At 67.9% G+C, this 26,071-nt stretch carries 30 protein-coding genes and 1 pseudogene; 11 read left to right on the plus strand and 20 right to left on the minus strand.

Annotation, left to right across the window (positions count from 1 at the left end; all coding sequences use genetic code 11):
• Positions 1-349 precede the first annotated feature (349 nt).
• The 3 genes from AB0H78_RS37900 to AB0H78_RS37910 form a co-directional block, all read right to left on the minus strand.
• Positions 350-919 carry a transcriptional regulator gene (locus AB0H78_RS37900; RefSeq protein ID WP_363239383.1) on the minus strand — a complete coding sequence of 190 codons (570 nt, stop codon included), beginning with the start codon at positions 917-919 and terminating at the stop codon, positions 350-352.
• 367 nt (positions 920-1,286) lie between these two features.
• Positions 1,287-2,219 (minus strand): class I SAM-dependent methyltransferase, encoded by a 933-nt coding sequence (locus AB0H78_RS37905; protein ID WP_363239384.1) that lies wholly within the window; start codon positions 2,217-2,219, stop codon positions 1,287-1,289.
• A gap of 276 nt (positions 2,220-2,495) precedes the next feature.
• Positions 2,496-3,041, minus strand: a complete 546-nt coding sequence (locus AB0H78_RS37910) for a WHG domain-containing protein (RefSeq protein ID WP_363239385.1) — start codon at positions 3,039-3,041, stop codon at positions 2,496-2,498.
• 98 nt (positions 3,042-3,139) lie between these two features.
• Here AB0H78_RS37910 and AB0H78_RS37915 point away from each other — a divergent pair, with 98 nt between their 5' ends.
• Entirely contained in the window at positions 3,140-3,850 is a 711-nt protein-coding gene (locus AB0H78_RS37915) for an MBL fold metallo-hydrolase (protein ID WP_363239386.1), read from the plus strand.
• Between the two features lie 62 nt (positions 3,851-3,912).
• A pseudogene (locus AB0H78_RS37920) lies at positions 3,913-3,990 on the plus strand (IS5/IS1182 family transposase); the annotation flags it as partial.
• Here the strand turns inward: AB0H78_RS37920 and AB0H78_RS37925 are convergent.
• The 5 genes from AB0H78_RS37925 to AB0H78_RS37945 all read right to left on the minus strand — a co-directional run bounded on the left by AB0H78_RS37925 (position 3,973) and on the right by AB0H78_RS37945 (position 6,446).
• Positions 3,973-4,161, minus strand: coding sequence for a hypothetical protein (locus AB0H78_RS37925; RefSeq protein WP_363239421.1), 189 nt, complete (start codon positions 4,159-4,161; stop codon positions 3,973-3,975). The pseudogene AB0H78_RS37920 and the gene AB0H78_RS37925 overlap by 18 nt on opposite strands.
• A gap of 62 nt (positions 4,162-4,223) precedes the next feature.
• Positions 4,224-4,400, minus strand: a complete 177-nt coding sequence (locus AB0H78_RS37930; RefSeq protein WP_363239419.1) for a LysR family transcriptional regulator — start codon at positions 4,398-4,400, stop codon at positions 4,224-4,226.
• An 82-nt stretch (positions 4,401-4,482) separates the two neighbouring features.
• Positions 4,483-4,779 (minus strand): DUF1330 domain-containing protein, encoded by a 297-nt coding sequence (locus AB0H78_RS37935; RefSeq protein WP_363239387.1) that lies wholly within the window; start codon positions 4,777-4,779, stop codon positions 4,483-4,485.
• 291 nt (positions 4,780-5,070) lie between these two features.
• On the minus strand, positions 5,071-5,631 hold the full coding sequence (locus AB0H78_RS37940; protein ID WP_363239388.1) for a carboxymuconolactone decarboxylase family protein: 561 nt from the start codon (positions 5,629-5,631) through the stop codon (positions 5,071-5,073).
• Positions 5,632-6,020: 389 nt separating this feature from the next.
• The gene (locus AB0H78_RS37945) at positions 6,021-6,446 is read right to left on the minus strand and encodes a helix-turn-helix domain-containing protein (RefSeq protein WP_363239389.1); all 426 of its coding nucleotides are present in this window, start codon (positions 6,444-6,446) and stop codon (positions 6,021-6,023) included.
• 230 nt (positions 6,447-6,676) lie between these two features.
• On the opposite strand from AB0H78_RS37945, the gene nadC reads away from it, so the two are divergent.
• On the plus strand, positions 6,677-7,570 hold the full coding sequence (gene nadC / locus AB0H78_RS37950) for a carboxylating nicotinate-nucleotide diphosphorylase (protein ID WP_363239390.1): 894 nt from the start codon (positions 6,677-6,679) through the stop codon (positions 7,568-7,570).
• A gap of 409 nt (positions 7,571-7,979) precedes the next feature.
• Positions 7,980-8,777: a maleylpyruvate isomerase family mycothiol-dependent enzyme gene (locus tag AB0H78_RS37955; protein ID WP_363239391.1), complete on the plus strand. Its 798-nt coding sequence runs from the start codon at positions 7,980-7,982 to the stop codon at positions 8,775-8,777.
• Positions 8,778-9,150: 373 nt separating this feature from the next.
• Here the strand turns inward: AB0H78_RS37955 and AB0H78_RS37960 are convergent, their stop codons facing one another.
• Complete coding sequence (locus AB0H78_RS37960; protein ID WP_363239392.1) at positions 9,151-9,615, minus strand: YdeI/OmpD-associated family protein; 465 nt, start codon at positions 9,613-9,615, stop codon at positions 9,151-9,153.
• 130 nt (positions 9,616-9,745) lie between these two features.
• Positions 9,746-10,159, minus strand: a complete 414-nt coding sequence (locus AB0H78_RS37965; protein WP_363239393.1) for a VOC family protein — start codon at positions 10,157-10,159, stop codon at positions 9,746-9,748.
• A 595-nt stretch (positions 10,160-10,754) separates the two neighbouring features.
• On the opposite strand from AB0H78_RS37965, the gene AB0H78_RS37970 reads away from it, so the two are divergent.
• Positions 10,755-11,087: a hypothetical protein gene (locus AB0H78_RS37970; protein ID WP_363239394.1), complete on the plus strand. Its 333-nt coding sequence runs from the start codon at positions 10,755-10,757 to the stop codon at positions 11,085-11,087.
• A gap of 448 nt (positions 11,088-11,535) precedes the next feature.
• Here AB0H78_RS37970 and AB0H78_RS37975 read toward each other — a convergent pair whose 3' ends face one another.
• Entirely contained in the window at positions 11,536-12,528 is a 993-nt protein-coding gene (locus tag AB0H78_RS37975) for a hypothetical protein (protein WP_363239395.1), read from the minus strand.
• Between the two features lie 558 nt (positions 12,529-13,086).
• The gene (locus tag AB0H78_RS37980; RefSeq protein ID WP_363239396.1) at positions 13,087-13,398 is read right to left on the minus strand and encodes a hypothetical protein; all 312 of its coding nucleotides are present in this window, start codon (positions 13,396-13,398) and stop codon (positions 13,087-13,089) included.
• Between the two features lie 1,021 nt (positions 13,399-14,419).
• On the opposite strand from AB0H78_RS37980, the gene AB0H78_RS37985 reads away from it, so the two are divergent.
• Complete coding sequence (locus tag AB0H78_RS37985; RefSeq protein WP_363239397.1) at positions 14,420-15,496, plus strand: SMI1/KNR4 family protein; 1,077 nt, start codon at positions 14,420-14,422, stop codon at positions 15,494-15,496.
• A 440-nt stretch (positions 15,497-15,936) separates the two neighbouring features.
• On the opposite strand, the gene AB0H78_RS37990 is transcribed toward AB0H78_RS37985, so the two are convergent.
• Positions 15,937-16,470: a DinB family protein gene (locus AB0H78_RS37990; RefSeq protein ID WP_363239398.1), complete on the minus strand. Its 534-nt coding sequence runs from the start codon at positions 16,468-16,470 to the stop codon at positions 15,937-15,939.
• A 113-nt stretch (positions 16,471-16,583) separates the two neighbouring features.
• Here AB0H78_RS37990 and AB0H78_RS37995 point away from each other — a divergent pair, with 113 nt between their 5' ends.
• Positions 16,584-17,492, plus strand: a complete 909-nt coding sequence (locus AB0H78_RS37995; protein ID WP_363239399.1) for an aminoglycoside phosphotransferase family protein — start codon at positions 16,584-16,586, stop codon at positions 17,490-17,492.
• 106 nt (positions 17,493-17,598) lie between these two features.
• On the opposite strand, the gene AB0H78_RS38000 is transcribed toward AB0H78_RS37995, so the two are convergent.
• The 4 genes from AB0H78_RS38000 to AB0H78_RS38015 form a co-directional block, all read right to left on the minus strand.
• Complete coding sequence (locus tag AB0H78_RS38000; RefSeq protein ID WP_363239400.1) at positions 17,599-18,042, minus strand: ion channel; 444 nt, start codon at positions 18,040-18,042, stop codon at positions 17,599-17,601.
• Positions 18,002-18,757: a class I SAM-dependent methyltransferase gene (locus AB0H78_RS38005; protein ID WP_363239420.1), complete on the minus strand. Its 756-nt coding sequence runs from the start codon at positions 18,755-18,757 to the stop codon at positions 18,002-18,004. The genes AB0H78_RS38000 and AB0H78_RS38005 overlap by 41 nt, the downstream gene beginning before the upstream one ends.
• A gap of 150 nt (positions 18,758-18,907) precedes the next feature.
• Positions 18,908-20,518 carry a multicopper oxidase domain-containing protein gene (locus AB0H78_RS38010; RefSeq protein WP_363239401.1) on the minus strand — a complete coding sequence of 537 codons (1,611 nt, stop codon included), beginning with the start codon at positions 20,516-20,518 and terminating at the stop codon, positions 18,908-18,910.
• On the minus strand, positions 20,511-20,951 hold the full coding sequence (locus AB0H78_RS38015) for a hypothetical protein (protein ID WP_363239402.1): 441 nt from the start codon (positions 20,949-20,951) through the stop codon (positions 20,511-20,513). Before AB0H78_RS38015 ends, AB0H78_RS38010 begins: the two co-directional genes overlap by 8 nt.
• Before the next feature lie 93 nt (positions 20,952-21,044).
• On the opposite strand from AB0H78_RS38015, the gene AB0H78_RS38020 reads away from it, so the two are divergent.
• Positions 21,045-21,917 carry a LysR family transcriptional regulator gene (locus AB0H78_RS38020; protein WP_363239403.1) on the plus strand — a complete coding sequence of 291 codons (873 nt, stop codon included), beginning with the start codon at positions 21,045-21,047 and terminating at the stop codon, positions 21,915-21,917.
• A gap of 371 nt (positions 21,918-22,288) precedes the next feature.
• On the plus strand, positions 22,289-22,681 hold the full coding sequence (locus AB0H78_RS38025; protein WP_363239404.1) for a hypothetical protein: 393 nt from the start codon (positions 22,289-22,291) through the stop codon (positions 22,679-22,681).
• A gap of 41 nt (positions 22,682-22,722) precedes the next feature.
• Here AB0H78_RS38025 and AB0H78_RS38030 read toward each other — a convergent pair whose 3' ends face one another.
• Positions 22,723-22,863, minus strand: a complete 141-nt coding sequence (locus AB0H78_RS38030) for a hypothetical protein (protein WP_363239405.1) — start codon at positions 22,861-22,863, stop codon at positions 22,723-22,725.
• A 227-nt stretch (positions 22,864-23,090) separates the two neighbouring features.
• Between AB0H78_RS38030 and AB0H78_RS38035 the strand changes: the two genes are divergently transcribed.
• Together AB0H78_RS38035 and AB0H78_RS38040 are read left to right on the plus strand one after the other, a co-directional pair.
• Positions 23,091-23,660, plus strand: coding sequence for a DUF4240 domain-containing protein (locus AB0H78_RS38035; protein WP_363239406.1), 570 nt, complete (start codon positions 23,091-23,093; stop codon positions 23,658-23,660).
• 41 nt (positions 23,661-23,701) lie between these two features.
• Positions 23,702-24,142: a hypothetical protein gene (locus AB0H78_RS38040; RefSeq protein WP_363239407.1), complete on the plus strand. Its 441-nt coding sequence runs from the start codon at positions 23,702-23,704 to the stop codon at positions 24,140-24,142.
• A gap of 39 nt (positions 24,143-24,181) precedes the next feature.
• On the opposite strand, the gene AB0H78_RS38045 is transcribed toward AB0H78_RS38040, so the two are convergent.
• Positions 24,182-24,664, minus strand: coding sequence for a hypothetical protein (locus AB0H78_RS38045; RefSeq protein WP_363239408.1), 483 nt, complete (start codon positions 24,662-24,664; stop codon positions 24,182-24,184).
• Between the two features lie 793 nt (positions 24,665-25,457).
• Positions 25,458-25,985 carry a hypothetical protein gene (locus AB0H78_RS38050; RefSeq protein ID WP_363239409.1) on the minus strand — a complete coding sequence of 176 codons (528 nt, stop codon included), beginning with the start codon at positions 25,983-25,985 and terminating at the stop codon, positions 25,458-25,460.
• Positions 25,986-26,071: the final 86 nt, after the last annotated feature.

Below are 26,071 nucleotides of genomic sequence, written 5' to 3' on the forward strand. Positions count from 1 at the left end.
CGCGCGGTCTGCTCCGCAGACACGACGCGCCGCCGCTACGCGGCGGGAAAGCGCCACGCTCCGCGTGGCTGGCCGGCCCTCCGGGCCGGGGCTCGAATCGCTCCGCGATTCGGCCTGCCGGAATTTCGCTCCGCGAATTCCGGGTGAAATCCGCTCCGCGGCTTTCACTAAAAGCGGCAGCGAGGAAGCGGGGGCCTTGCCTGTTTTTTGACTGTCCGTCAGTTTGTGGTTTCTGTACAGGATTTGACGGATCATAAGTTGGCGGATTCTAAATCCTGCGCCACACATGTAGCTGACATGAAGTCATGTCTGGGATAGTGCGGCAGGAATGGTGTTCCGCCAAATGGTTTTATGCCGCAAACCCGACGGCCGAGACGTATTCGTATTGTCCCCACTGGGATCCGAGATCCACGATGACGTCCACCCAGGCATCGTCCAGGGCGCTCACATCGCCGGCGGACCAGGCGCGGACGAGGGCGTCCCACTGGCGGATGTTGAGGCTGCGGTACTCCAAGACCCGCTGGAAACGCCGGTCGACCTGAGACTGGATGAACGGGTGGATCTCCACCCGGGTCCCTCCTCCACTGTTGAGCCGGCGCAGCAGGTAGCGGGCGACGTTCTGTCGGCGCACGGTGCGGTAGGCCTGCTCGATGCGTTGCAGGTTGGCTTTGTTGGGGGTGCGTTTGCCGTCGGTCCAGGCTTTGAGGGTGCGGTCGGTGACGGTCAGTCCGGCGTCTCGTGCGGCTTGGCGGGCGTGGGGGGTTTTGGTGAGGTAGTTCAGTCGGGCTGTGAGGCCGCGCTTGGAGGTGACGGGTGTGGTGATGTATTCGGTGAGGGCATCGAGTTGGTGGCTGAGGGCTTCGCTGCCTTTGATGCCGCGGGCCCCGTAGTGGCCGAAATCGTGGGTCCTTTCCGGCATTTGCTGAGGCCTCTCTATTTGCTCACTGCGGCTGGATTCCAGAATACCTCAACTCTCTTATCCCTGCTGGTTCTTCGCTCCATTTTCTGCGAGACGGTCCGAGGATTCGGGATTCAGCTGAAGGGAGTAATAGTGGGTATTCGGTATAGGTAGCTGCATGGGGTTCTGTGCTGTCATCGGCGTCCTGTGGCGGGCCTTCTGTATGAAGCGGACCGATGAGTTTCAGGTGAAGTCACGGGGAGAGAGCGGCTGCTGGGTCTGGCCTATCGCCGCATGATCGAGAAGGGGCGCGGCTTCATTGCGGTCGAGCGGGGCTGTCTGCCTCCAAGGGCCCTTGTTTCCTGGGAAGGTGATGCCGGGTGGAGGGTCAGCTGTGCGGTCGGTCTGCGAAGTGGACCACTCTGGTGGTGAGTTGGTAGATGTCCTGGCGGTGGCCCAGCCAGGCTTCGTCCTCGGGGTCGAGGAGGTGGTGCCAGACCTTTGCGTCCGTCTCGTCGAGGAGACCGAGTTCGATGAGGTCCGCCGTCTGGTTGGCGAGGATCGTCAGGACGTCGTTCATGGTGGTGCTGCCGGGCGGGGCCTGGCGGTCGATGGTGAAGCTCACGCTCTGCACGTTGATCAGGCCGGCCCGGCGCAGGAGTTCCTGCCATCCGTAGGGCATGCGCACCGTGCCGGGGAGGTTGTCGCGCAGGGCGGCGAGGCGGTGGTGCTGGGCGGTCTCCAGGCGGGATTCGAGGCCGGGTTCGCCCAGGCCTGTGTCCCAGGGCAGGAAGCGCATCGGCAGGCCGCCCTCGGCCAGCGCGATCCGGCCGCCCGGCGCGAGCAGGCTGGCCGCTTCATCGGCTGTGCGCTGCTGGTCGGGGGCGTGGTGGAGGACTGCGGATGCCCAGATGAGGTCGGGTGACACCCCGCCGATCGCCGCTTGGAGTGCGTGCGGTCCCTTTTCGAAGCGGATCTGTGCGTAGCGGATGTTGAGGGCGGGGCCGCCGTGTTCTCGGGCCAGTTGGCGTGCGTGGTCGAGGAGGACGGGTTCGCCGTCGACAGCGATGATGTGGGCGGTGGGGGCGGCGTCGGCGAGGGCTAGGGCCATGCCGCCCGCGCCACATCCCAGATCGATGATGGTTTGGCGGCCGGGGGCCAGCAGGGCGGCGGCTTCGGCCAGCCATTGCACGTCACGGGTGATGGAGCGGACCAGGGACTCGGCTTCCTGTGCCCAGTCCACATCGCGCTGGGCATCCGGTCCGGTGTCGGAGCGGACCTTGGGTTGGGCAGCTGCGCGAGCGGCAGGTTCTAGGGTCATGACGACTCCCCCACAACACGTCGGGCGCCCCCGAGGCCGGGGATCGTGGATGGCGAGTCTAAGCACGCATGTATCTCCCAGGCGGCGAAATCACAGCCTGGCTGGGGCGTTCGTTTTCCGTCCCACCCAGGCGAGGCAACTGGTTTCGGTTCGCGGGTGGTTCGTGAAGACGAGACGTAACGCGGAGGTCCTAGGGGGCGGCTGGATTCGGGGCGGCCGGCTTTCTTCTGGCTGTAGTTCGGTGGGAGTCCGGGTGGATGAGGGGCTCGCTGGCCGTCAGTTCGACGGGACCTGGTGGTCGCTGGTGAGTGCTCGGCGCATGCCGCGCAGGCCGTACTCGAAGGCGTTGTCGATGTCGCCGCCGAATCGGAAGGCGTTGTTGAGTTCCATTTCGATGAAGCCGGTGGCCCAGGACGTCAGCATGCGCGCGGCTTCGAGCGTCTCCTGATTGCCTACGAGTTTTCGGGCGACGCGTAGTGTCGGGGCGGCCATGCGGGCGAGGGCTTCGGGGGGTGCGTGCGCCGAGTGCATGAGCCGGAATCCTTCGGGTCGTTGCTGGGCGTGTCGGCGGTAGCAGCGTGCCAGTTCTTCGAGGGTGCCGTCGGTTGCCTCGAGGCTGGCGGTGACGTCGTCGATGGTGGCCTCGGCTACGGCAGCCAGCAGGGCGGCACGGTTGCTGATGTGTTTGTACAGGGATGGAGCTCGCACTCCCACCTGCTGGGCGACGCTTTGCATGGTCAGGCCTTGCTGCCCCTGTGTCTCCAGTAGTTCGCGACCGGCGGCGACGATGTGGCCGAGCGAGGTTTTCTCCGGTGTCGGCATGTTCCGCTCCTTTCTCACTGAAGGCTATTGACGTTAGCCATCATAGCTATTTAGGTTAGCTATCCAAGGTCGCAGGCTTCATCCCCAGGAGAGGCTCCATGAAACTCGCACCTCATCTGTACCGCCTCGGCAACGACGTGGTGGCGTGCTATCTCATCGACACCCCCGAGGGCATCACCCTCATCGACGCGGGGCTGCCGGGTCATTGGCGAGATCTGCAACGTGAACTGAACTCCCTGGGCAAGTCCGCTGACGACATCCGCGGTCTGGTGCTGACCCATGGCGACTCCGACCACATCGGATTCGCCGAACGCCTCCGCCGCGAGCACGGCGTAGCGGTGTACGTCCACGCCGCCGACGCCGACCGCGCCCGCACCGGCAAGAAGCCCAAGACCCCGACCGGCCCCATGCGGCTGGGACCCGCGTTGAGGTTCTTCGGCTACTCGCTACTGAGCAAGAACGGTCTGCGGACCCACTACATCGGCGAAGTCACCGAGATCCACGACGGCGACATCCTGGACCTGCCGGGCAAGCCAGCGATCGTGGGCATGCCGGGGCACTCCCCGGGCAGCGTGGCCGTACATGTGCCGCTCGCCGACGCGGTCTTCGTCGGTGACGCTCTGACCACCCGCCACGTCCTCACCGGCCGTATCGGACCACAGCCGGCGCCCTTCACCGACGACCCGGCCGGAGCACTCGTCTCCCTCGACAAGATCGCCGGCCTGCAGGCGTCCTGGGTGCTTCCCGGCCACGGCGCCCCCTGGCGCACATCGCCGGCACAGGTGGGCGAGGCCATCAGGAAGGGCTGAGAGCGGCCCTGCCTGGGGCTGAAGTGCGTTGCACAAGGCTGTGGACTGGGCATCTCCGGGGCATGGCCGGGGTGTTGAGGGCTGAACGGGTGTGGGTGGAGACGTTCACGGGGCGGCGGGCATCACGAGTACCGGGGCTCGTCGTAGAGGGCCCTCACGCGCAGCCGGCCGGCCGGGATCGGTTCCGGGGCGAGGATCGCGTCAATCCGGTGACCCGGGAGGGCCGCACGTTCCTGTCCGAACTCCAGGTGCCTGGTGCGTACTTCGGGGCCGGGGTGCCGGTCGCGCAGTTCGCGTACCGCTGCGGTCACGACGGGGCTGCTTGTGTATCCGATGTGGAAGTCATCCGGGGCAGCGGCGGCGCGGGTCGTCGTCACGGTTTGCTGAGCGCAGTGCAGGAGTTCTGAGGCAGGAAGACCCGGTGCGCTTCGGTGAGGTGGTATCCCTGTTTCGTGCGTACGAGCAGGCGGATGCCCGGGCGTTCCTCGAGGCGCTGGATCTGGCGGCTCGGGGAGGTTGGGCGAGGTACAGGGCGCGCACGCAGGCGCAGGGCCTACGGGCGCCCACGCTCTTTCAGCTCTGCCGACGAGGCTTGCGGGGCTGTCAGGGCGGCCTGGATGTCAGTGCGCCGGTCAGTCGTCGAGGCCTTCGATGATGCGGAAGTCGCGCTCGACGGCGTCGGAAAGGGCGACCAGCGCCTTCTGGTATGCCGTGCTCTCGCGTGCCGCGACCGCTTGTTCGAAGGTGTCGAACTCGATCAGGACGGTGCGCTCGGCGATTCCGGCGTCGTGGGCGAGGACCCGGCCGCCGACGGCGAGCCTCCGCCCGCCCCCGGCCTGGACGGCCGGACCGGCCAGCTTGTTGTAGGCGGCCAGCTTCTCGGGGTCTGCAATGGTGCGGTAGACGCTGACCCAGTAGCCCTTGGCCATGGAAACCTCCTGTGTTCGAAACGACGTGCCGGGCTTCGAGCCGGCACTCGGGTGGATCGGCTCCGGCGACGGATCACCGGGCGTCTTCGGGGGCGGTTCGTGAGGGACTGGCTGATGGTGGTGTGCTGTTGAGATAAGGCGGTGACTGGGTTGGTGAGGGAGTCCTGCCTGCGACTCGTACCTATCGCTCCGTTCACCGGGCGTCCGTGTCTGGATGAAGTCGTGAACGATGGCCCGTCCGCGCCGTCCTCGCTCTCCATCGGGCCGGCTCAGCGTGAAGTCGGAGAGGGCTCACTGCGCCGGGAACGGGGCGCCCCAGGGCTCTTCCTCCAGGAGGAGTCCGTTGGCCAGGTAGCTGATGGTTCGGTACCAGCCGGCCAGCACCAGAAACTCCAGGAGTTGGGCGTCTTCGTAGTGGACGCCCAGGGATTCCCAGGCGGGTTGTGAGAGGTGCGCCGTGTCGTGCAGTTCGTCGACGGCTCTCAGCAGTGCCGCATGACGGGGCAGCCACGCGGTGTTGGCTGCGGTGTCGATATCGGTGGTGGCCTGGAGCTGTTCTGGGCTCAGTCCGGCCTGCTGGGCGAGGGTCGCGGCGTGTGCTCCCCATTCGTAGGCGCAGCCGGTGCGTGCGGTGACGCGGGCGATGACGATCTCGCGGTCGGTGGCGGGAAGAAGTCCGTGGCCCAGCAGGCCGGCCCCGAGGGCGAACATGCGTGAGGCCAGTTCCGGGTTGCGGTGCAGTACGCGGAACAGGGTGAGCGGCTCGTGTGTCACGCCGGGAGGCATCCATCGGCGCAGTGCCTGGTCGATGGGTGCGGGATAGGGCGGGGTGAGGGGTTCGATGCGCGGCACGAGCACCTCCTGCTTCGGTTTTCGAATCACTATGGTGCTTCGGAACCCGAAGCGCAAGGAGTGGGTATGGAAGCCAGAGCGCTGCGGCCCGGTTCGCCGGCAGGAGGGGTCTGTTCAGGGCGCCCGGCCATGGGTGTACGTGGTCTGCTCGGGCGGCGTTGGGCGCTGCGCGTCCTGGGGGAACCGTGCCACGTCCCGGCAGGCTTGCGGGAGTTGCAGTGCTGTGGTGAACGCATGTCCTTCGGCGTGTTCGGCGCCCGGCTGGGCGGGCCGGCCGGTGCCCGCGTGCGCACTTGAGTACGGCGACGTCTACCGCCTCACCCGGCTCGGCGAGTGCCCAGGTGCCGCGGAGGTGCCGGGCGCGCCGTCGGACCCGGGCCGCGCGGGCGTCAGCCGGCAGAGCCCTTCTCGGGCGTCTCGTGGTCCGCGGCGTCGGGATGCGAGGTGGCGTCGGCGGGCCGCTCGCTGTTGTGGTGCGCTGGTTGCGGGTCGGGCGTCGCCGCCCAGCGCTGCGACCACTGGGCGAGGGGGCCGAGTGCGAGGCAGGCATCTTGTCCCAGTGGGGTGAGCTCGTACCGGCTGTCGGGGAGTTGGTGAACCACGTGGGCATCCAGCAGTTCGGTCAGGCGCTGCCGCAACACGCTGGAGGACATGTCGTCGCACTGCTTCTGCAGGGGGCGGAACCCCAGGGGGCCCCCGCGCAGCTCCCAGAGGATGCGCAGGCTCCAGCGCCGTCCGAACAGGTCGAGTGCGGCCATGAGGGGGCGGCCGGTGGTCGAACCGCGAACCGGCCTGCCGGGTTTGGGGGTTGGCATGGCGTCGAGTCCAGCCTCCAGGGTTGATGCTTCGGATTCCGAAACGCTACCATCGGCGGTCGCTTCGGAAAACGAAACACAGAAGGCCGTCGTGACACCCACCCGCCCGCGTCGCCCCGCACCATGCGCCGCCACATCCCACGACCCCCGCCGGGGAGCACCGCCCGCGCTGCAGTCGCGTCAGTGGTGGTGACCGCCAGGCTCAACGCCCACTCGGAGATGGAGACCGGATGACCACGACACCGTTTCCCTCGGCTGCGGGACGAGGCGCCGTCGCCGCCGCCCTGGCCGAGGACGCCTCGGGGAACGACATCACCACCGCGTGGAGTGTTCCCGAAGACCTGGCGGCCACGGCCGAAGTCCGCACCCGGCAGAGCGGCATTGCCGCCGGCCTCCCCGTGGTCGCCGAGGTCTTCGCGCAGGTCGATCCCTTGGTAGAGATCGAGGCGAGCGTCGCCGACGGCGCCCGGCTGACCGACGGCGACGTGCTGTTGCGCCTGTCAGGACCGGCGCGCAGCCTGATCACCGGCGAGCGCACGGCGCTGAACTTCCTGCAGCGCCTGTGCGGCATCGCGACACTGACCGACCGCTACGTCCAGGCCGTGGCCGCGACCAAGACCCGCATTCTGGACACCCGCAAGACGGCACCGGGCCTGCGTGCCCTCGACAAGTACGCGGTGACTCTCGGCGGTGGCCACAACCACCGGCCCGACCTCGCGGCGATGGTCCTGCTCAAGGAGAACCACATCGCCGCGGCGGGCGGGGTGAGCGCGGCGATCGAGGCGGTCCGCCGCGCGATGGCGCGTACCGGGCGGACGGTGGAGGTCGATGTCGAAGTGCAGACCGTGACGGAAGCCGCGGAGGCCCTCGATGCCGGGGCCCGCTGGATCATGCTCGACAACATGCCGCCTGCCGACATCGAGCAGGTGGTGAAGATCCGGGCCGGACGGGCCGACGCTCCCCGGATCCTGCTGGAGGCCTCGGGCACCGTACGCCTGGACCGTGTCCGCGCCATCGCCGATACGGGCGTCGACCTCATCTCGGTCGGAGCGCTGACACACAGCGCGCCCGCACTCGACCTGACGATGCTGCTGACCACCGGCCCCGTGCCCTGCCCGAGGTAGCAATCGTCGACGCGTGCCGGCGACAGCACAGGGGCGGCAGCACAGGGGTGACAGTGCAGGGGGGCAGCACAGGGGGGCAGCGCGACCGCCGTTGTGGACGACGCGCTGCCGGCCGGCGAGGAACGATGCCGTGTGCGCACGGAGTTGGGAACGCGGCACGCTGTCTTCCTCCGCGCGACCGGAACCGAGCGCGCCCCACCGTCGTACACCCTCCGGTACCTCACCGCCGCAATCGACTGCCTGCGGCCGGCGCACCGTCGCCGCCCTCGCGCCGCTCAACGGACGTGAAGGCGGCGGCCACCGCGCCGTCCCGGTGAGGACAAGGTCCGCAACGGCGCTCCGGCCGCCGACCGGTGGCGCCTGGGAAAACCGCTGTCCGATCGCCGGGGCACGGTGATAGACACTCGGCGTGGAAAAGAATCTTGAGTTCCCTGACCTGCTGCGACTGATCGACGAGAGGTCGACCGCCTTCCGCGCCGCGGTCGCCGCCGCGCCCAGTCTCGACGCACAGGTGCCGACCTGCCCCGGGTGGACGCTGTTCGATCTGGTGAAGCACCTGGGTGGAGGAGACCGTTTCTGGACCGCCATCGTCGCCGCGGGGCCCGCCGACACTCCGCCGGCCGGAGCCGCCGCCGCGCGCGCCGCGCTGGAAGTACCCCGGGAGCGTGAGGCCCTGCTGGCCTGGCTGGCCGCGTCGACGCAGGTTCTGCTGAGCGCCCTGCGCGAGGCAGGGCCGGACGCCGGCTGCTGGGCGTGGTGGAGTGCCCTGCAGACACCGCGGACCTCCGGCGGCGTCGCCCGGCACCGGGTCCAGGAGAGCGCGGTGCACACCTACGACGCCCGGCTCGCCGCGGGCGCCCCGCAGCCGCTGCCGGCCGAGGTCGCCCTCGACGGCGTCGAGGAGTTCCTGTTCACCGTCTGCGCAGCGCAGAGCGCCTGGCCCCACAAGCCCACAGCCTTCGACTTCCACACCGCCGAGGGCCGCTCCTGGCGCCTCACGGTCGACGACCACGGCGCACGCACCACCCGCATCCCCGCACCCACCGCCGCGACCGGCAAGGACCCGGACGCAGCCGGCGCCTGTGTCCATGGCACCGCCAGCGAGTTGGTCCTCTACCTGTACGACCGTATCCAGGCCGACTCCTTGCACGTCGACGGAGACGCAGAGCTGCTCGACCTGCTCCGCGCCTGGGAACCGGAGCACTAGGACGCAGCGAGCGGGGGCGGCTGGCCACGCCTCGAGCCGACAGGACACCAGGCTGCGCCAGGTTCATCAGGCGCCACACCGGGCCCGAACCTGCGAGACGGCACCGGGGCGCCACCCAGCCGGCCCGCCGCCCCCTCAGAGCTCGAACTCACGACCTCAACACGGTCCGCAACACGTACATCGACAGCCGGGCAACCACCGCCGGCCCGCTCCCGTATCCAGCGAGCCGGCGGACCTGCGCCGACACCGCCCCCCGGCCGCGCTCCTGGTAGCCACGCGGCGTCTCGAAGGATTCGTTCCTGCGGAGTGAACCGGGCAGAGCGATGCTTCCGCACGGCGATCACATCGCCGTGCGGAAGCCCGCTCTCGGAAATCAGCCCAGCAGAGCGGTGACGGCCTTCTCGATGCGCCGCTGACGTGTCTCGGGCTTCTTCGCGCTCTCGATCGCATGCACATGCATGCGCTTGTGGCTGTAGGCGAGACCGTCGTACGCGGCGCGGGCGAGAGGGGCCTCGTCCAGGGCGCGGGCGAAGTCGTCCGGCTCGACCACCACGCGCGGTTCCGTGTCGAGTTCCACCTCCACCTCGACCTCGTCACCGGTGACAACACCCGCGGCCCGCCGGCTGGCATTGCTGAGGCCGATCAGGTGGCGGCCGCGCAACAAAGCGAGGCGGCTCTTCCAGGAATGCCCGTTGACCGTGATCGTCACCGGCGGCCGCACGCCGGCGTCGAGCGCTGTCACCACCTCGGAGGGAACTTCCAGTCCCCGCATGGGTTCAGGCGGCTCGACAAAGGCGCGAAACTTCATGGTCTTCTCCTGTTCGTCCTGCTGGTTCACGGCTGATCGTGCCCGCTCCCGGGCGTTGCTGCCCGGTACCCGCAACCGGGATCACAGCGGTCGGGGACGACAGCGGCAACTGCCGCGCTGCCCCGGGCCGCCCCGGGCCGCCTTGAGGTCCAGAGCCCGGTCACTCCGCGTAGGGCTGGTCGGTTCCCTGAGAGCTGTAGCCGACACTCCAGATATAGCCCTCCGGATCGGCGAAAGTGCCGCCGTAACCACCCCACGGCAGATCGCCGGCGCGATTGAGGACCGTCGCACCGGCCTTCTCCGCCTCCGCGATCACCTCATCGACCCGCGCCTCACTGCGGACGACGTAAGTCAGAACCAGTCCGCTGAAGCCACTGCCTTCCTCGTCCGTGCCCACCTGCGCGGCCAGCCCTTCACGACTGTAGAAACCGACGGGCGAGGCACCGCCCGAAGCGAAGAACACCGAGACACCGAAGTCGCTCTGAACCTTCCAGCCCAACCCCTCCGTATAAAACTGCCTGGCCCGGTCCATGTCCCGGACACCAAGAAGGATCGAGCTGACGTGTGCCCTCATGCCGCACTCCTCAAAAAACGGAAACCACGCCGTCTGACGTGCCCTCAGCCTCCCTCCAGACCCGGTACGCGAGCATCCGTGGACACCACGGAACCCACCACGGACCACCAACACAGACAGCCCACCGATTCGACGCCTCGATGCGGCGGCAGACGGCAGCTGGCGGACAGAAGGCGGCATCTCCCCCACCCAGGGCAGGGCGTCGGGGCCCCTCGGCTGTCAGCACAGGAGTACTTAACATCGCAGCGCGGCCGTTCGTCTCCGTACGCACCCCCAACACCCGCGCCTCCCCATTGCTGCGCACACCGCATCAGCCGGACCCGCCGACCTCGTTCATCGGAGCCGGACAGACCACTCACGGCGGTGAGAGGTGCCCGGGCGGCGACAAGGCACGGGCGGAAGAACACGCCCCCCCGGGGTGCCCCTATCTGTTTGGTCAAGCTGTCTGGGCTCCCGTCGGGCCCATGGCGGGAGCGTCAGTCGCCCGTGGCTGTGTCAGCCTTGATGTATTCGAAGATCCAGCTGAGCGAAGCATCAGGGCACGGCGAGGAGTGCTCTGAGGTGCGATAGTTGTTGCCGCACCAGGCGAATGGGCTTGCTGACCGCTGGGGGACTAGTGGATCGGATTACTGAGGATCAGGTCGCACAACTGGTCCGTTTCGTGTCGGCGCGCATCCCCGACGCAACCTCGCTTCAGGGCGAAGCCCGCCGCACGGCCACAGCCCTGCGTCTGGCAGCAGACAAACAGATCGCTACGGTGCGTTTCCATCGAGCTGCTCTGCCTGAGCAGGCGGCAACGACCGAACTGCATGCAACCGCCTCATGGAACCTTCTGGTCGCTTTCGCTGGAATCTGGCACGACCACCCAGAGTTCCCGGCCGACGCCGCCATAGAGACGTTCGAGTTTGACTGCGATTCGCCCCTTTAGAGATCTCAAGTCACTGCGGCAGGCTGGGGTTCGTAGAAGGTTCCGCCGCTGACGATCACGGCCCACTGGCCACCCAACGGCCGACGCGCGACCCCCACCAAAAGCTGGACCAGCCCGGAGACCACTGCCCACACGCCCCAGACACACAGCACCTCACCAGTACCCGAGACGCCGGCGATCCCGATACCGACAACCGCGAGCCCCAACAAAACCACAACACCAAACACCCGGCCTGACGTCCAACCAGTCCCGCACCCCTGGGACTGCGGGTGCCCGCGCCACCGCGGGCGCGGGCGGTCACCGCGATCGCCCTGCATGACATCGCCTCCACACAGGAACGGGCCCACCACGATGCCCGACAGCTGGTGGACGTCCCCGGAGCTGCGCCCTGCTGCGCCGCCGCCGTGTGGCCCGGGCCCCACGGCGCTCGCGGAACCAGGTGGCGTCTTCAGCCGTGATCTTCCCAGGCGGCGGCGCAGAACCGGGCCTCGCTGACCACGGTGTCGCCTGCTCGGGTGGCACGGACGAACATGTTGGTCCCGTCCGGGCCGAGATTGCCCGAGCATCCGTAGACCAGGCCGAACTCGTCGTTCTCCGCGCGCTGGATCAGCGTGGCATCGATGGTGGTGACCGTATGTCCGATCAAGTCGATTCCGTCGAAGGCGATTTGAGGGCCGGTGCGCCCGTGCACGGTGACCGCACCCAGGGTGGGATGGCCTTCGCGGTACCAGTAGTGCGCGGTGAGCCCGGCCTCGTCGAACCGGTCCTCATTCAGGCTCCACGGTCCGTTCTTGCAGTACCAGTAGTGAGGGAAGTGGCCGTTGCGCGCCGCCGGCAATTCACCGCCGAGCGCTGCGGCGACCTGCTGCGGGCCCATCCCGAACCGGAGCGGGCCGACACGCTCCAACGGTGTCCACTCCCAGCGTTGGCGGTCCTGCTCGGCCGTTATCGGCCAGGAGCCAAGGTTCGCCGGCTGCTCGCACATGTTCTGCCGCCAGTGGGCGACGACTTCGTTCCCGTACGGGTCATCGGCGAGTTCGGGAGCGACCAGCAGCGACTCGGAGATCACCCGGTCAGTGCGCTGCACGAACCCCTCAGCCGACAGTTCCCACGCCTGGGCGGCTCCCATGGACAGACCCCATGCCGCAACTTCCGGATCACCGCTCCAGTTCACCCCGACCTCCGCCCCCTCCCGGTGCGCGAGGGCCGTGAGGTCCGCACGCACCTCGGACGGCACCCGGGCGATCAACTCGACGTCACCGAACCGCACCAGCGGTCCGTCCATCGCGTCGATCGCCACCGCGACCAGGAGCATCCCCGGCGCATAGATCACGGTCACGCCCAGGTCGTTGTAGGACTCCCAGAACGCACCGCTCGCGGCGACTTGCGAGTCGCTGTTGTTCTCAACTCCCAAGGCCGCCTTGGCCTCGTCGGAATCCATCCCGAACCACAACGGCCCCACACCAAACAGCGGGTCCAGCACCCATTGCGCGCGCTCCCCCGGCTTTCCGTCCCACCACGCCACGACAACCCCGACCCTCAGCTCGTAACCCCGGCTCCCATACCGGTGATCTTGAGCGTCAGCCTAAGCAGTCCCTCTGACATCAAAACCGGTCCAAGCCGTCGATGGGAAGCCAGCTGGAGACAAGAACACCATCCAGATCACAGAGCGGCTCCCCTGCTCTATACGTGTGGGACTCGGATGGCACCGAAGGATGTTGATCCCTGGTCGCCCGCGGTCTCGACGAAGACCCGGCCCCCACCTCCCAGCGCCCCCCGACAGCCACAACAGCCCCCGACACCGGATGCTCACCACCCACCACATAACCCGCCACCGGGCACAACCAAAGCCACGCGGCACCGGCACAAACCCAGCCACAGAAACGAAGCGGCCGGCACCCCAGCACCTGGCCAAACATCTCGAGCACACCCCAACAAAGCCCCAACAACAAACACCCGACCCGGCATCCACACGGTGGCCGTCATCGCCAGATGCAGGTCACTCACCCCTCGCATGAGCCCATTCGAGAAGGGCCTCGATGGCATCGAGGAGATCGCTCAGGGTGCGGAGATCGCGATGTTCTTGCCGAATCTGACTGCTGGCCAGGTCACCGCACTCCAACTCAGCTTCGCCACTGCTCCAGACGATGAGCAAGGCGACATGGTCGTCGGTCCCGACCGTCATCCATGCGCTGGTCTTGGTTCGACCGTCATCAGGTGATCGTTGGATGTCACCCGTGACCCCGCGTGATCGCAGTTGCTCCTCGTTCTCAATGAACCAGGCATGGAGCATCTGCGGCAGTCCGTTCAATCCGCACTCCCCCGATGTTCACGGCATAGAGGTAAATCCCGCTGACTGGTCGAGTATGAATGAAGGGGACGCCTGGGCTCCTCGGATTCCAGCCCTGTGCCCGTGCTCGGAGAATGCTCGCGGCAACGTCCCTCGGCCGGATGGACTCTGCCTCGATGTGGAACCAGTTGCCGGCGTGTGACTGACCGCTGGTGACGACCGAGGTCGTGCCGGGCTGGTCCGCATCGGCGATCTCAACCGCGAAGGTCACCGCTGTCCAGCACAGTCCATGCGTGTAGGAGGGCTTCCCGCGGATCCGCCAGTGGTACACAGTCCCGTCGACCGTGATCCGTCGGGACCCCTTCCTTTTCAGCGCCATCACACCCCCATTCCCCCTCCCCTGACCTGCCAGTCTCAGAACTGCGGCCATCTGCCACGACTCGGCCATCGGCTCCAGCGACTGCACCTCACGAGCTGCGTCACCTGTTCAGCAGAGACCGCACGAACTGCCACGACGAGCCCTTCGACCACCGGAGTCAGCTGATGCGGGGCACCGAATGTCGCCCGGAGGAGGAGCATGTGGTCAAACCGTTCGAGTCATCGGGCCTGTCGGGCTGAGGCCACCTCTGCGAACTCCTCGCAGGTCAGCGATTGCGGGTGATGTGCGTCCCGCTCAGAGACCGGAAGTTCCGCCGTGCCCCCGAACTTTCTGTCGTACTCGGCCAGACGACCGGCGTCGCGGGACTGCTGCCATACGCGGAGGAAAGCGGCCGCACCCAAAGTCAACTCCGGCCCTGGGAGGTCGATCTGCCCAAGCACCCAACTTTCCGCAACGCGTTCGAAGCAGAGCCAGACGTCTTCCTCGTCCCGGAAGCAGCACGCCATGAGGCCACACCCCACCATGATGAAGCGCCTGGCAGCACGCAGTCGGTGAGGCGTTAGGGGCCCGCTGTGTGACGGGGCGGCGTGCAATGCAAGCGTGGTGATTATGACCACTGACACACCAGCAGCTGCACGAGTCGCTTGGGCCTGGAGCCGGATCATGGAATGGCTGGCCGGATACGCCCCGCCGTCGTACGCGGCCCTCAGGCCCGGCGCTTGCGACCACGAGATCACGGCCCTGGAAGAAACCCTCGAGGTGAGCGTTCCGGAGGAGTTGAAGGCACTGTGGCAGCTGTCCGCCGGCGAGGACGGCGTAAACGGTTCGGGGCTCATGCTGGGCGACTGGGCCCTGATGCCCCTCGACGCCGTGATCGCGGTCCACCAGATGCAGATGCGGTTCCAGAAGGAGGACCGCCAGGACCACACCGGGGGCAAGGACACCCAGGTGCTGTGGAAGCCATCGTGGATACCGTTCTGCTCCCTCAACCCCGACGACACCCTCTACGGCCTCTACTTGGACGGCGAGACCGGGGAAGTCTGCCAGTGGACCAGGTTCGGGGAGCGCGAGCAGGAGTACCAGTCGCTGCCCGCCTACCTGGAGCTCATGGCGGTCAGCCTGGAAGCCCCCTTGGCGGCGGCCGGCCCGGAGAAGCCCGGCATGATGGATCGCGCCCTGGTGTGGGGACCTCCCTCTGACGCAGAGCGCAAGGAGCAGTGGGTGCGCCACCTCGGCCAGGCCCCGCCACGCCATCCCGCGAAGACTCTGGGCGCCATCCGAGAAGCTCTGCCTTGCGATGAGTGTGAGGAGTTCGACGTGCAGCGCGACGCTCTCGACCTGGCCGACACCCAGGCCGTCGCCCTCTTCCGGGACCACTGGTGGGAGCGTGCCGTGCAGGCCCAGGAGGAACTGGAGGACGAAGTCGACTCCGCGCTGGGCGGGAACATCATGGTCCAGCCCGGCCGCAAGCTGGCGCCAAAGTACGCGGCCGCCCTGCCGCCTGCCGTCCGTCACACCCCGCCGTCCTTGGACGACATCCGTTCCGCCCTTCGCCATGAGAGCGTCCGCACACGGTTCGACCGGGAGTTCATGGACGCGATCCCGCCGCACTATCCGGCGCTGCTGCTGCGGTGGTGGGACATCGCCCGCCTGATGGCCGACCCTCGCGGCGATCGGGCCGTACGCGCGGTCATCAACAACCCCCAAACCCCAGGCCAGGGCGTTTCGTTCAGACCATGAGAGTGAGCTGGTGGTCGATAGGAATCGATGATCCGAGGGGCAATGGAGGGGGCGTGATGACGCTCGCCATCGAGCTGCGGCAAAAGGTTTCAACCGCTCGGACCGGACGAAAGCCAGGACCGCGCCTCGTAGCAGGGGCACTTGAGTGATCAGTCATCGATGGCGAGCTCTGGGCGGCCCTGGAAACGACGGGCCGACACCGGCTGCCCACCCTGGCTGACGTCGATCCTTACGGGGAGACCCTCCTGCACGGTCAGGCAGTGGACCGCACGGTGCGGGAACTGGAAGGTTCAGATCTTGCTCGGCTGAGAGGCGCCGAGGACCAAGCCGTCTCGACGCTACCGGCCTGGGGCCTCCGCTGCCGCGCGGACAGCGACCTGCGCATTGCCTTCTCGGGCGATTAAAGGCTGTCCCGAAATGCATCAGCAGTCCCGGGTGCCTCACTCGCCGGTCTCACCGTCAATGAACTCGCGTGCGACGTCGAGGTGACCGACGTGACGGGCGTACTCCTGGAGCAGGTGGAAGAGAATCCGCCCGAGCGAAGGGGCCTGGTCGGGCGTCTGGAAGCGGCCCCCCAGACGCGCCTTGTCACTCAAGACAGCAGACCCCACAGCGGAGTTCGCGGCGATCACCTCCTCTCGGAAGGCAGCCACAACCCGCGCGGAGGAGACGCCGGAGGCAACCACCCATTCTCCGGCGTCTCCACCAGACGGATAGGCGACGACGCCCTCGGCACCGAACCCCCAACGCAGCCATCGGCGCTCGACCCACCCGAGGTGCTGGACCAGGCCGAGCGGCGACCAGCCGAGCGGTTCGACAGGTGTGCGGAGCTGGTCGTCGGACAGTCCATCGAGCTTGCGCATCAGGGCCGTGCGGTACCAGTCGAGATAGCCAAGGAGCAGTTCATGGGCATCGGAGACATCGACGGCAGGGCCATCAAGGAGAGCGGGAACCTTTTCCGGGGGCTGGTGCATCTGGCGAACGTAGCGCGGGCACGAAGCGCACCGCAGCGCGCTCCGGCGACTTCGATCTGGACTTCGTCGACGAGAGCGAGAGCTTTCCATCTGCCCCGGTACTGTGGCTTCGCATGACCGACTCCGAGATCGAGATCACCGCGGACCTGGTCCGCGGCCTGCTGGAGGAGCAACATCCAGACCTCGCAGGACTGGCCATCCGGGAGGTGGCGGGCGGCTGGGGCAACCAAATGTGGCGTCTCGGGGACGAGTTGGCCGTGCGCATGCAGCGCATGGACCCCACCCCGGAACTCCAGCTCAAGGAGCGGCGATGGCTACCTGTGCTGGCCCCGCACCTGCCGCTCCCGGTACCTACTCCGGTGCGGTTCGGCGAACCGTCCGAGCGCTTCCCCAAGCACTGGACCGTGATGACGTGGGTTCCCGGCGAACCGCTGGACCACGGCTCGATCAGCCGCGGCGACCACGCCGCCGACACGCTGGCGGGCTTCCTCCGGGCCCTCCACGTGGAGGCGCCCGCCCAGGCGCCGACCAGTTCGGACTTCGGCGCTCACCCCAAGAAGTGCACGGACGGCTTCGACTACTTCTTTGAAGCCGTCGCCCCCGACGGCATAGCCGACGAGGTCAGAGCCGTCTGGAACGATGCCGCTGCGGCCCCCGAGTGGCAGGGCCCGCCACTATGGGTACACGGTGACCTTCATCCCGCGAACGTTGTCGTCACGGACGGAACGCTCGCGGGCATCATCGACTTCGGCGCCATGTTCGCCGGCGACCCGGCCTGGGACCTCGCCGCCGCATGGGTACTGCTCCCCGCAGGCATGACCTCCCGGTTCTTCGACGCGTACGCGTATGCAGACGAGGCGGCGATCCGGCGCGCCCGAGGGCTGGCCGCTATGAAGAGCCTGTTCCTGATGCTCATGGGACACAACGGAGATCGGGGCCTGCCCGGCGGCAAACCGAACTGGGGACCCGCAGGCCGAGCAGCACTCGATCGTGTTCTCAGAAGCGATTCGCTGACACCCTGAACAAACAGCGGCGATCGAGGAGGCGGGTTCCGAACGCGGAGCGGCCGGCGCTCCTCCCAAGCGCCGACCGGCCGAGGTGAACGACTGTTCGTGCGCCTGGTGCCCGTCAGACACGGGCGAGCAGGTCGGTCTTCTCAGTGAGGAATTCCTCGTCGGTCAGGGCGCCTTGCTTGTGGAGGCCGGCGAGCCGGGTCAACTGCTGGAGGGGATCGGTGACGGGCTTGTCTGCGACGGGGCGGATCAGTTCGGCAGAGATCGCGGCGGTGACGGTTCCCATCACGCCGATACCCACCACCATCAGGACGGCGCCGAAGGCGCGCCCCGAAGCGGTGACGGGCGTGAGATCGCCATGGCCGACGGTCGTGGCCGTGGCGAGTGCCCACCACAGGGCGTCGGACAGCGCGGTGATGGCCCCCGGTGCGCCGCGCTCCTCGGCCGAGTGCCGCGGCGGCCGGGGCCACCACGACGACGGACACGCGCGGTCCGGCCAGGGACTGAGAGTCCGGTGTTCATACCTTGCTCGCGACCACCATGTAGTTCTCGGCCTCACGATCGAACGTGCTCAGTTCCGTCCGGAGTCCGACCCGGTGCAGCTCGGCTTCGAGTTCCTCGTACCGGTAGGGCCAGCAGGACAGCAGTTCCGAGCGGACAAGAACCAACCCAGTCGCATCAACGTGCGCGATCGCAATCTCGATGTGGTGCTCCTCCTCCCAATGCGGCGCGATCTCCCAGCGGTAGACCACGACGGCATCACGACCATTACGGCGGACGAGTCGGTCACTGATCTCCAGCCGGGAACCTCTGGCCCTCACGAGCTCCCACGTGCGGGATGTGAGTACCAAGCGCCCGCCGGGGCGCAGAAGCCGTGACATCGACTCCAGAGCAGCACCCCTGCCTGTCGCGCCCGTGGCATGGTGAAGCGAGTTGCCAACGCAGAACACCATGTCGAACGTGTTGTCCTGGAAATGGTCGGGCAACTCTTCCCAGCTCGCCCGTACGGCCCGGACGGACGCCCCGAACTCCTCGGACAACTCTGCAGTCCGACGAACCATCGCCTCGCTGGCGTCAGTTGCGACAACCTGCATGCCCCGACCGGCGAGGCCAACCGCCAACTGTCCCGTTCCGCACGAACAGTCGAGGACGTCAGCGTTCGACGGCAGGAGACCGAGGACGTGGTCGAACGACGCGGCGAACTCGGCTGGAGGCAACTTTGCATCCGAGATGAGCCATTCGTACACCTCGGCAAGCACGTCATAACCTGCCACAACCACTACCTCCGTCACACGGCAAACACACGGTAGGACGTCAGTCCATCAACGGAGCAAGCCGGGCACCAATGGTTTTCGCACGGATGGCCCTGACAGTGTTTGCGGGTGGTCAGTTGTCCGTCTGAGTGGATGACCGCGCCGATGCGGTCAGGTGATCTCAAGGTTCGCCATCATGCCCATGTCCTCGTGTTCCGCGTTGTGGCAGTGGAAGAGATACCGGCCGCGGTAGCCGTCGACGCGGGTGAGGATCTCGGCCGATTCGCCCGGGCGGAGCGAGATGGTGTCCTTCAGGCCCGCGTCGTGCGGCAGCGGACCGCCGCCGCCGCGGGACAGCACCTTGAAGCCGACCAGGTGCAGATGCACCGGGTGGTGGACGTCGGCGACCAGGCGCCACAGCTCCACGGTGCCGAGCCGGGTGCGGACGTCCGTACGCGCGGGGTCGAAGGCCCGGCCGCCGATGAGCCAGCCGCGGCCGTGCTGCATCTGGCCGGCCTTGAAGGCGAATTCGCGGACCTCGGTCGCCTGCGAGCGACGCCACGCGGGCAGGTCGTCGGCGAGCTTCGCGGGGATGCGGCCGTCGTCCTTGCGGGCGCGGCGGGCCACTCGGAAGGCCATGACCTCGCGGGTGCGGCCGCTGCCGAGGCGGTTGAGCAGGCGCACCCGGGTACCGGGGCGTACGTCGGCGAAGTCGACGATGACGTCGTAGCGTTCGGCCGGCGCCAGCGGCAGCCGGGTGTGGGTGACGGGGCGGGTGAGCAGGCCCTGGTCGGCGCCGATCTGGTGCAGGCGCAGGAGGCGGCCGTCGTCGGTGAGCGCCTCCAGCTCGTAGTGGCGGGCGTTGGAGGCGTTGAGCAGCCGCAGCCGGTAGCGGGCGGCGTCGACCTCGTGCAGGGGCCAGGGGGCGCCGTTGACCAGGATCACGTCGCCCAGTACCTCGGCCGCGTACCGCCCCTCCACGCCGGGGCGGGAGAGCAGGTCAGGGTCCAGGGACGGGTAGTCCAGGGAGCCGTCCGCCGCGAACGCCCGGTCGGCGATCATCAGCGGCAGCTCGCGCTCGCCGCGCGGCAGGTCCAGGGCGTCCTCGATGTCGTCACGGATGAGGTGCATCCCGGCCAGGCCCCGCCAGATCGCCGGGGCGGTGAAGTCCATGCGGTGGTCGTGGTACCAGAGCATGGTGGCGCGCTGGTCGTGCGGGAAGGTGTACTCGCGGGTGAGCTTGCTGGTCACCGCGCGGGAGTCGGACATCTGATGCCCGCCGCCGTGGTGGTCGCCATGGTGGTCGCCGTGCTCCGCCGCCGGGTCCGGCCAGCCGTTCGGGAGGACCAGGTCGGTGGGGTAGCCGTCGGAGGCGGCCGGGGTGTGCCCGCCGTGGAGGTGCACCACGGTCGGCACCGGCAGCTCATTGCGGTGCCTGATCGTGACGGGCCGCCCGCGGCGCCCCTCGATCGTCGGGCCCGGGAAGCTGCCGTGGTACGTCCACAGCGTGGTGTGCACGCCGGGCAGGATCTCCGCCGACACCCGGTGCTGGCTTATCTCGTAGCGATCGGTGCCGCCGGCGGTGCTTGTCGGCTTGAGCACGGGTGGGATCGGCAGCGGCACGGTGTACGGCTTCGGCAGCGGTACGCCGCTGCGCAGCTGATTACCGGTGGTCGCCGGGTGGTTGGCCATCGCGCCGGACAGCGCGACGCCGCCGGCCGTGGCCGCCCCCAGCGCGCCGCCGACGGCGAGTACCCGGCGCCGGCTCCACTGCTCAGCCATCGAGCTCACCCGCCGACGGCACGACCCGCTCCGGCAGCGGCCGTACCCAGAGCGCGGCGGCCAGCACGGTCAGCCCGGCGATGAGCATGACGCCCAGCGGGATGTGCAGCCACAGCAGGCCCTCCATCCCCGCCATGTACTGCACGGACTTGGCGGCCAGCAGCAGCATCGACACGGCGAACGGCCACCAGCGGCGCATCCGCCGCGCGGCGAAGCCGGCCACGACGGCCTGCAGCAGGCCGAGGGGGAACACTGCGTCCGCGCCGCCGGCATGCCAGTCCAGGCCGCCGATGTCCCCGGACAGATAGGCGCCGGCGAAGGTCGGCTGCCCGTACGCGAGGACGGTGTGCACCGTCGCCGCGATCCGGAACACCCGGCCGTCAACGCGTTTGGGCTGCTTGGATATTGGCGGTTCTTGGAGGGTAGCGGTCATGGCTCTACGGTCATGCCTGCAGAGGCATTCCATCAAAGATCTGTATCGCTATCCTGTTATGCCCTGGGTGCTATGAAGGAAAGGGGTGGAGACATGGACCTCCACGCGCTGCAGCAGTTCCTCGTAGTCGCGCGGCTGGAGCACCTCAGCCGGGCGGCCGCCGAACTGCGGGTCGCACAGCCGTCGTTGAGCCGCACCATCGCGCGGCTGGAGGCGGACCTCGGCGCCCCGCTGTTCGACCGGGGCGGACGGCTGCGGCTCAACCAGTCCGGCCGGCTGTTCCGCGCGCACGTCGAGCGCTCCCTCGGCGAGCTGGAGGCGGGGCGGCGGGCCGTACTGGAGTCCGCCCGCGGGGAGGCCGGCGGGGTGCGGCTGGCCTCGGAGACCTTCCTGACCATCGCCGGTCCACTGGCCGCGTACAAGGCGGCCCATCCGGATGTTGACATCGAACTCCACCAGATGCCGGCGGCGGACATGCACCGCGCCCTGCACGCCCGCGAGGTCGATCTGTGCGTCGCCTCGCAGCCGATCCCGGGAGACGGCCTCGACAGCGTCCAGCTCCACGACGAGCAGGTGTGGCTGGCCGCACCGCCCGGCCACCGCTACGCCGACCGCACTTCGGTGACGGTCGCGGAGCTGGCGGACGAGCCGTTCGTCATCTCCCGGCCGGGGCACTGGCAACGCCGCCTGCTCGACCGGCTCTTCGCCGACCGCAACCTCACCCCGCGCATCGTCTGCGAAGGCGACGAGCCGGCCGCCACCGCCTTCCTGGTCAGCACCGGCATCGGCCTCACCCTCATCCCTGCGGTGGCCATCACCGCCGCCGTCAGCGCGCCGGTCGCCTGGATCGCCGTCGACGCCCCCGGCTGCCGCCGCATCCTCACTCTGCACCGGGCCACGAACACCCGTCTGCCGACCGCGGCCCAGCTGATGCACACCACGCTCACCTCCTGGTCCTGGGGCTGAAGCAGGCGCGGGTGGTCGCCCTCTCCGTCCGGGCCGAAGGCCAAACCCCGGCCGAAGGCGCACACCACCAGCTGCTGTTGGACCCGGGCGATGAGAAGGGGCGCCGCATCGAGCAGGCCACCGATAGGGCCAGGAGCCGATTCGGGAAATGCGCCATCCGACCGGCCGCCCTCGCCACCAGACCCGCCGATCGCGGAAGCACCCGTCGACAGGCGGGGCCCTCAGCCTTCCCAGAAGAACTCATGTTCGGATCTGTGGCCAAGCTCCGCCACGCTGATCCTCCTAGCGGTCTGTCTCTGTCCTGCACGCTCTGTTCGAGCCTCTGGTGAAACAGAAGAGGTGCCAGCCGAGGTGCGCCGTAGGGTGGACCGATGTTCGACCAGCTTGAGATCCGGGTGTTCCCCCGAGGTCCGCGATTCGCAGCCCAGGTACGTATGTGCGTGAACGGCGAGGACGTAGTGATCGGGGCCGTCGGCGAAGGCGGCCGCGGACCTTTTGCTGAGGACACGCTGCCTGCCGACCGCCCCAGTCCCTTGCATGCCGGCAACGAGGCCCGGTGTCTCTTCTTCGGTGAGCCTGAATGTACTGCCGGCTGCTGCGGCGCCCTGAGGGCTGTGGTCCAACGGTCAGGAGGCGTCGTGCGCTGGTCGGACTGGGAGGCACCTCGCGACGAGATCGCGCCGCGCGACTTTCACTTCGAGGCCACGCAGTATGACGCCGAGTTGGCTCGGGCTGAGTCGGACCATTCGTGGCGGACGAGCTGACGGTCGCGCAAACTTCGATGGCACGCGCTCAACCTTCGCTGTCACAGGACAGTCTCTTTGGGGTGGCCGGTCGTGGCGCGGTCGATCCAGACCGTGCGGCGCTCGGTGTCGAGCAGGTACCAAATGCGGCCGCCTGCGGTCACCTCGATCTGCCGGCGGACGAGCCGCTCGCCCCTGTGCACGCCGTAGGCCAGATCCCGGTTGAGCCGGTGGTGGCGTTCAGGACGCCCGGATCCTCGAGAGAGCGAGAAGGGGAATCTCAACCGCTGGATAGCATCAAAGGGGTTCTTCGTCCCCAGCGGGTGTCAGCTGCCTAAATCTGGGATTGCGGGCCTTCGGGCGTTTCGGCGAACCACCTGCCCGGCGCCGGAGCCCCGGATGTCAGAGGCACCTGACAAGGTCAGCACCCATGGATACCGAAGCGTTCTGGGGCCTCATCCACACCGCACGTTCAACGAACCAGCCGTTCCACGAGGCCCTGGTCGACCTGCTCGTCGCCCGCTCGAAGACCGAGATCCTCAGCTATCAGGAACACTTCGACCAAGCGCGCGGGGCGCTCTACCGCTGGGACATATGGGCGGCCGCCTACCTCATCGGCGGAGGCTGCTCGGACGACAGCTTCATGGACTTCCGCGCCGGCCTGATCGCCCAAGGCCGCACCTGGTACGACCAGGCAGCAGGTGACCCCGACAGCCTGGCCGCCCACCCGGCAGCCCTCGCTTCGCTCGGCACGATCGACCGAAGCGAGGAACTCTTCTACGAAGAGGTCAACTACGCGGCCAGCGAGGCCTTTGAACGGATCACCGGAAACCGTGACGCCTTCTACGAAGCCTGGGACGCACGCACTGCTGACAGCGACACCGGTGCCGACGAGCACAACATGGGCGAGGACTTCGACTTCGACGACCCGGCCGAAATGCACCAGCGCCTGCCCCGCCTCGCCACCCTCTTCCTCTCCCCGGCAGGCGGCCAGGCCTAAAGCCCGCGCGCTCGGCGAACACAGAGCCCTATGGTCAGGCCGTGCACTACGAATCGAGCGACCCGCAAAACCCGGACCGGGTCATCAGCTGGGAGAACGCAACAGGACTCCTGGGCACCGACCAACCGGAAGTGGTCGATGCCGCCTTCGAACGCGGAGAACCGCATGTCGGAGTCGCCGTCATCGGACTTGCCCTGAACCACCCCAATCCGGGCGCCATCCTGCCCCGCATCGCCCGCGCAATGCGCGCCCCCAACCCTGAACTGCAACGCCAGGGAACCCTGGCCCTCGCACACACCGCCCGCCTGCACCACATCGTCAACCAGGAATGCCTCGAGCTGTTGCGCAGCAGACCGCGGGGCAACGAAGCCGACGACGATCTGTGGACCTTCATCCCGCGCCGCCAACTGCCCTGGTGGCTCTGGCGCCACCAGCTTCCCAGCTACCTCAAGTGGTACCTCTTCGAACGCTGGCGCCACTGAACTACCGCTGAGGAAAGCGGCAGGTGACGCTCATGCTGATCAGCGCGACGGGAAGGAGACCAGTGCGAGATCCCATTGTTCCGCGGCTTCAAGCAGCGCGGCCATGCTCAACCGCAGCTCCACGACGTACTGGTACACGTCCACGGCGCTTTCACCCCGCTGCCATGGCGGGGCCGCCTCCATCGACAGGTGGACACGTATCCGCGCAGCATCGTCGCTCCGATCGGTCAGGCTGAAGGCCAAGACCGGCTCCACGAACACGGTGTCCGGCCACAAGTAGCCCTCGCTGTCAGGCTCGGTCACAGTCACCGTCCCCGCGGCCACCCCGCGCAGCCAAGCACTCACCTGACGGGCTTCATCGGTGAGCAGGCACGGGTCGGCGAAGGACCAACTGCCCTCAGGCGTGGTCACCGCTCCGCCGATCACCAGCCAGTTGTCATCGAATACCTGACCCCGTACCGCAGCGAACTGATACCGCAGCGGGCGAAACTCAACACACTCATCGTCTGCACCCAGAAGCATCGCCCCACCCTGCCACGGCCCCTCCCCGTACCGCGCGGGAAATGATCACGCTTGCCGTGGGAGCAGCCCGCTCGCCGACAGACCAGACACCCTGATCAGCGACTTCCATCGGTGCCCCGTCGTCGTGGGCAAATGCGCGGCCGTGGCCGCGGTTGAGCGATTGGGCTGCGCGGGTCACATGGACTGCGCGGTTCGCACAGAAATACTGGTGCGGCAGGGCTCCACACGCCGTCACACTCTCGCGGTCTCCGCCAAGACCAACAGGTCCAAAGGAGTCCAGGACCCCTCCACCTGGATGCCACCCCCTCGAAGCCGACCAGTGCACCTACCTCGCCAACTGGACCGCGATCAAGATCCGCCGGCAGTTGACCGTCGACCCCGCCGAGGCCAACGCACTCACCCAGACCTCCGTCGCCTGCCCCAACTCCCCCATCAAGGTCCCCCTCGCCCGCTGACCATCAGCGCCCCGTGCCGGGGTGCGTTGCTCTCGGCGCCTGGCGAACCCACACTCCGACCGTCCTTGGTCCGGAACACGACCTGGTTTCGACCGTCGCGGATCCGACGAGTGTCCGAGGCTCTCATGCCTATCAGGGGTGTTCAAAGAAGAGGAGTTGGCCCCGATCGCAGCCGTTGGGCTCGGCAACCACATCCGAGCACGTACGCCATCGTGGCCTGCGACGCGCCAGAGGTGCCCACCCCTGTTGAGTCCCATATGCCGGCGAGCGCCTGGGCCGCGGTCCGTACCGTTGCCTCGGTGCTGTATCGGGAAGGGCGGTGAGGGTCGCCCGACACGCTATCCCTTGTTTTGAAGGGCTGAACGCATGTGGTGGATACGGGCCAGGTTACGGCGGCGCATCCAGAGGACCCACACGCAGAACACGATCACGCCGACCATGAAGACCAAAGGGAAGACCAGTGAGCCGGTGGCGGCGCCAAGGACGATCAGCCCGACGCCGATCAGGCCCATGAAGCCCAGCCACCACGGAAGCCACCGGCCTCCCTTGTCCATCTGTCCTTGATGCTCGGCGACGAGCCGGCGCATGGAGGCCTGTTCTCCGGGGTTCGTCGGCACCTCACGGTGACGGATTTTACGGTTGAGCTCGGCAAGGCCGCGGGAATCTGTTCCGGCCGCGCGGCTGGCCCTGCGACGCTGTACGGCCAGGATCGCGATGGCGACAGCCGCGTAGGCCGCGCCCTGGGTGAGCCACCGAACCGGGCTTTCCCCTTGGCGGAACAGGGCATTGATCCCCACGGCCAGAACGAGGACAAGTACGGCTTGAGCAGGCAGACTGCGGTCGAGCCAGAGCTTGAAGGCGCGCATGGGCCGTACCTCCTGGGAGAGCGGACGGAACACGACTACCGTTTTGCAGGTACCCCGAAGTCGCCCACCTGACCACCCAGTTCTTC

Source organism: Streptomyces sp. NPDC050738 (genome assembly GCF_040654175.1).
GTDB lineage: Bacteria > Actinomycetota > Actinomycetes > Streptomycetales > Streptomycetaceae > Streptomyces.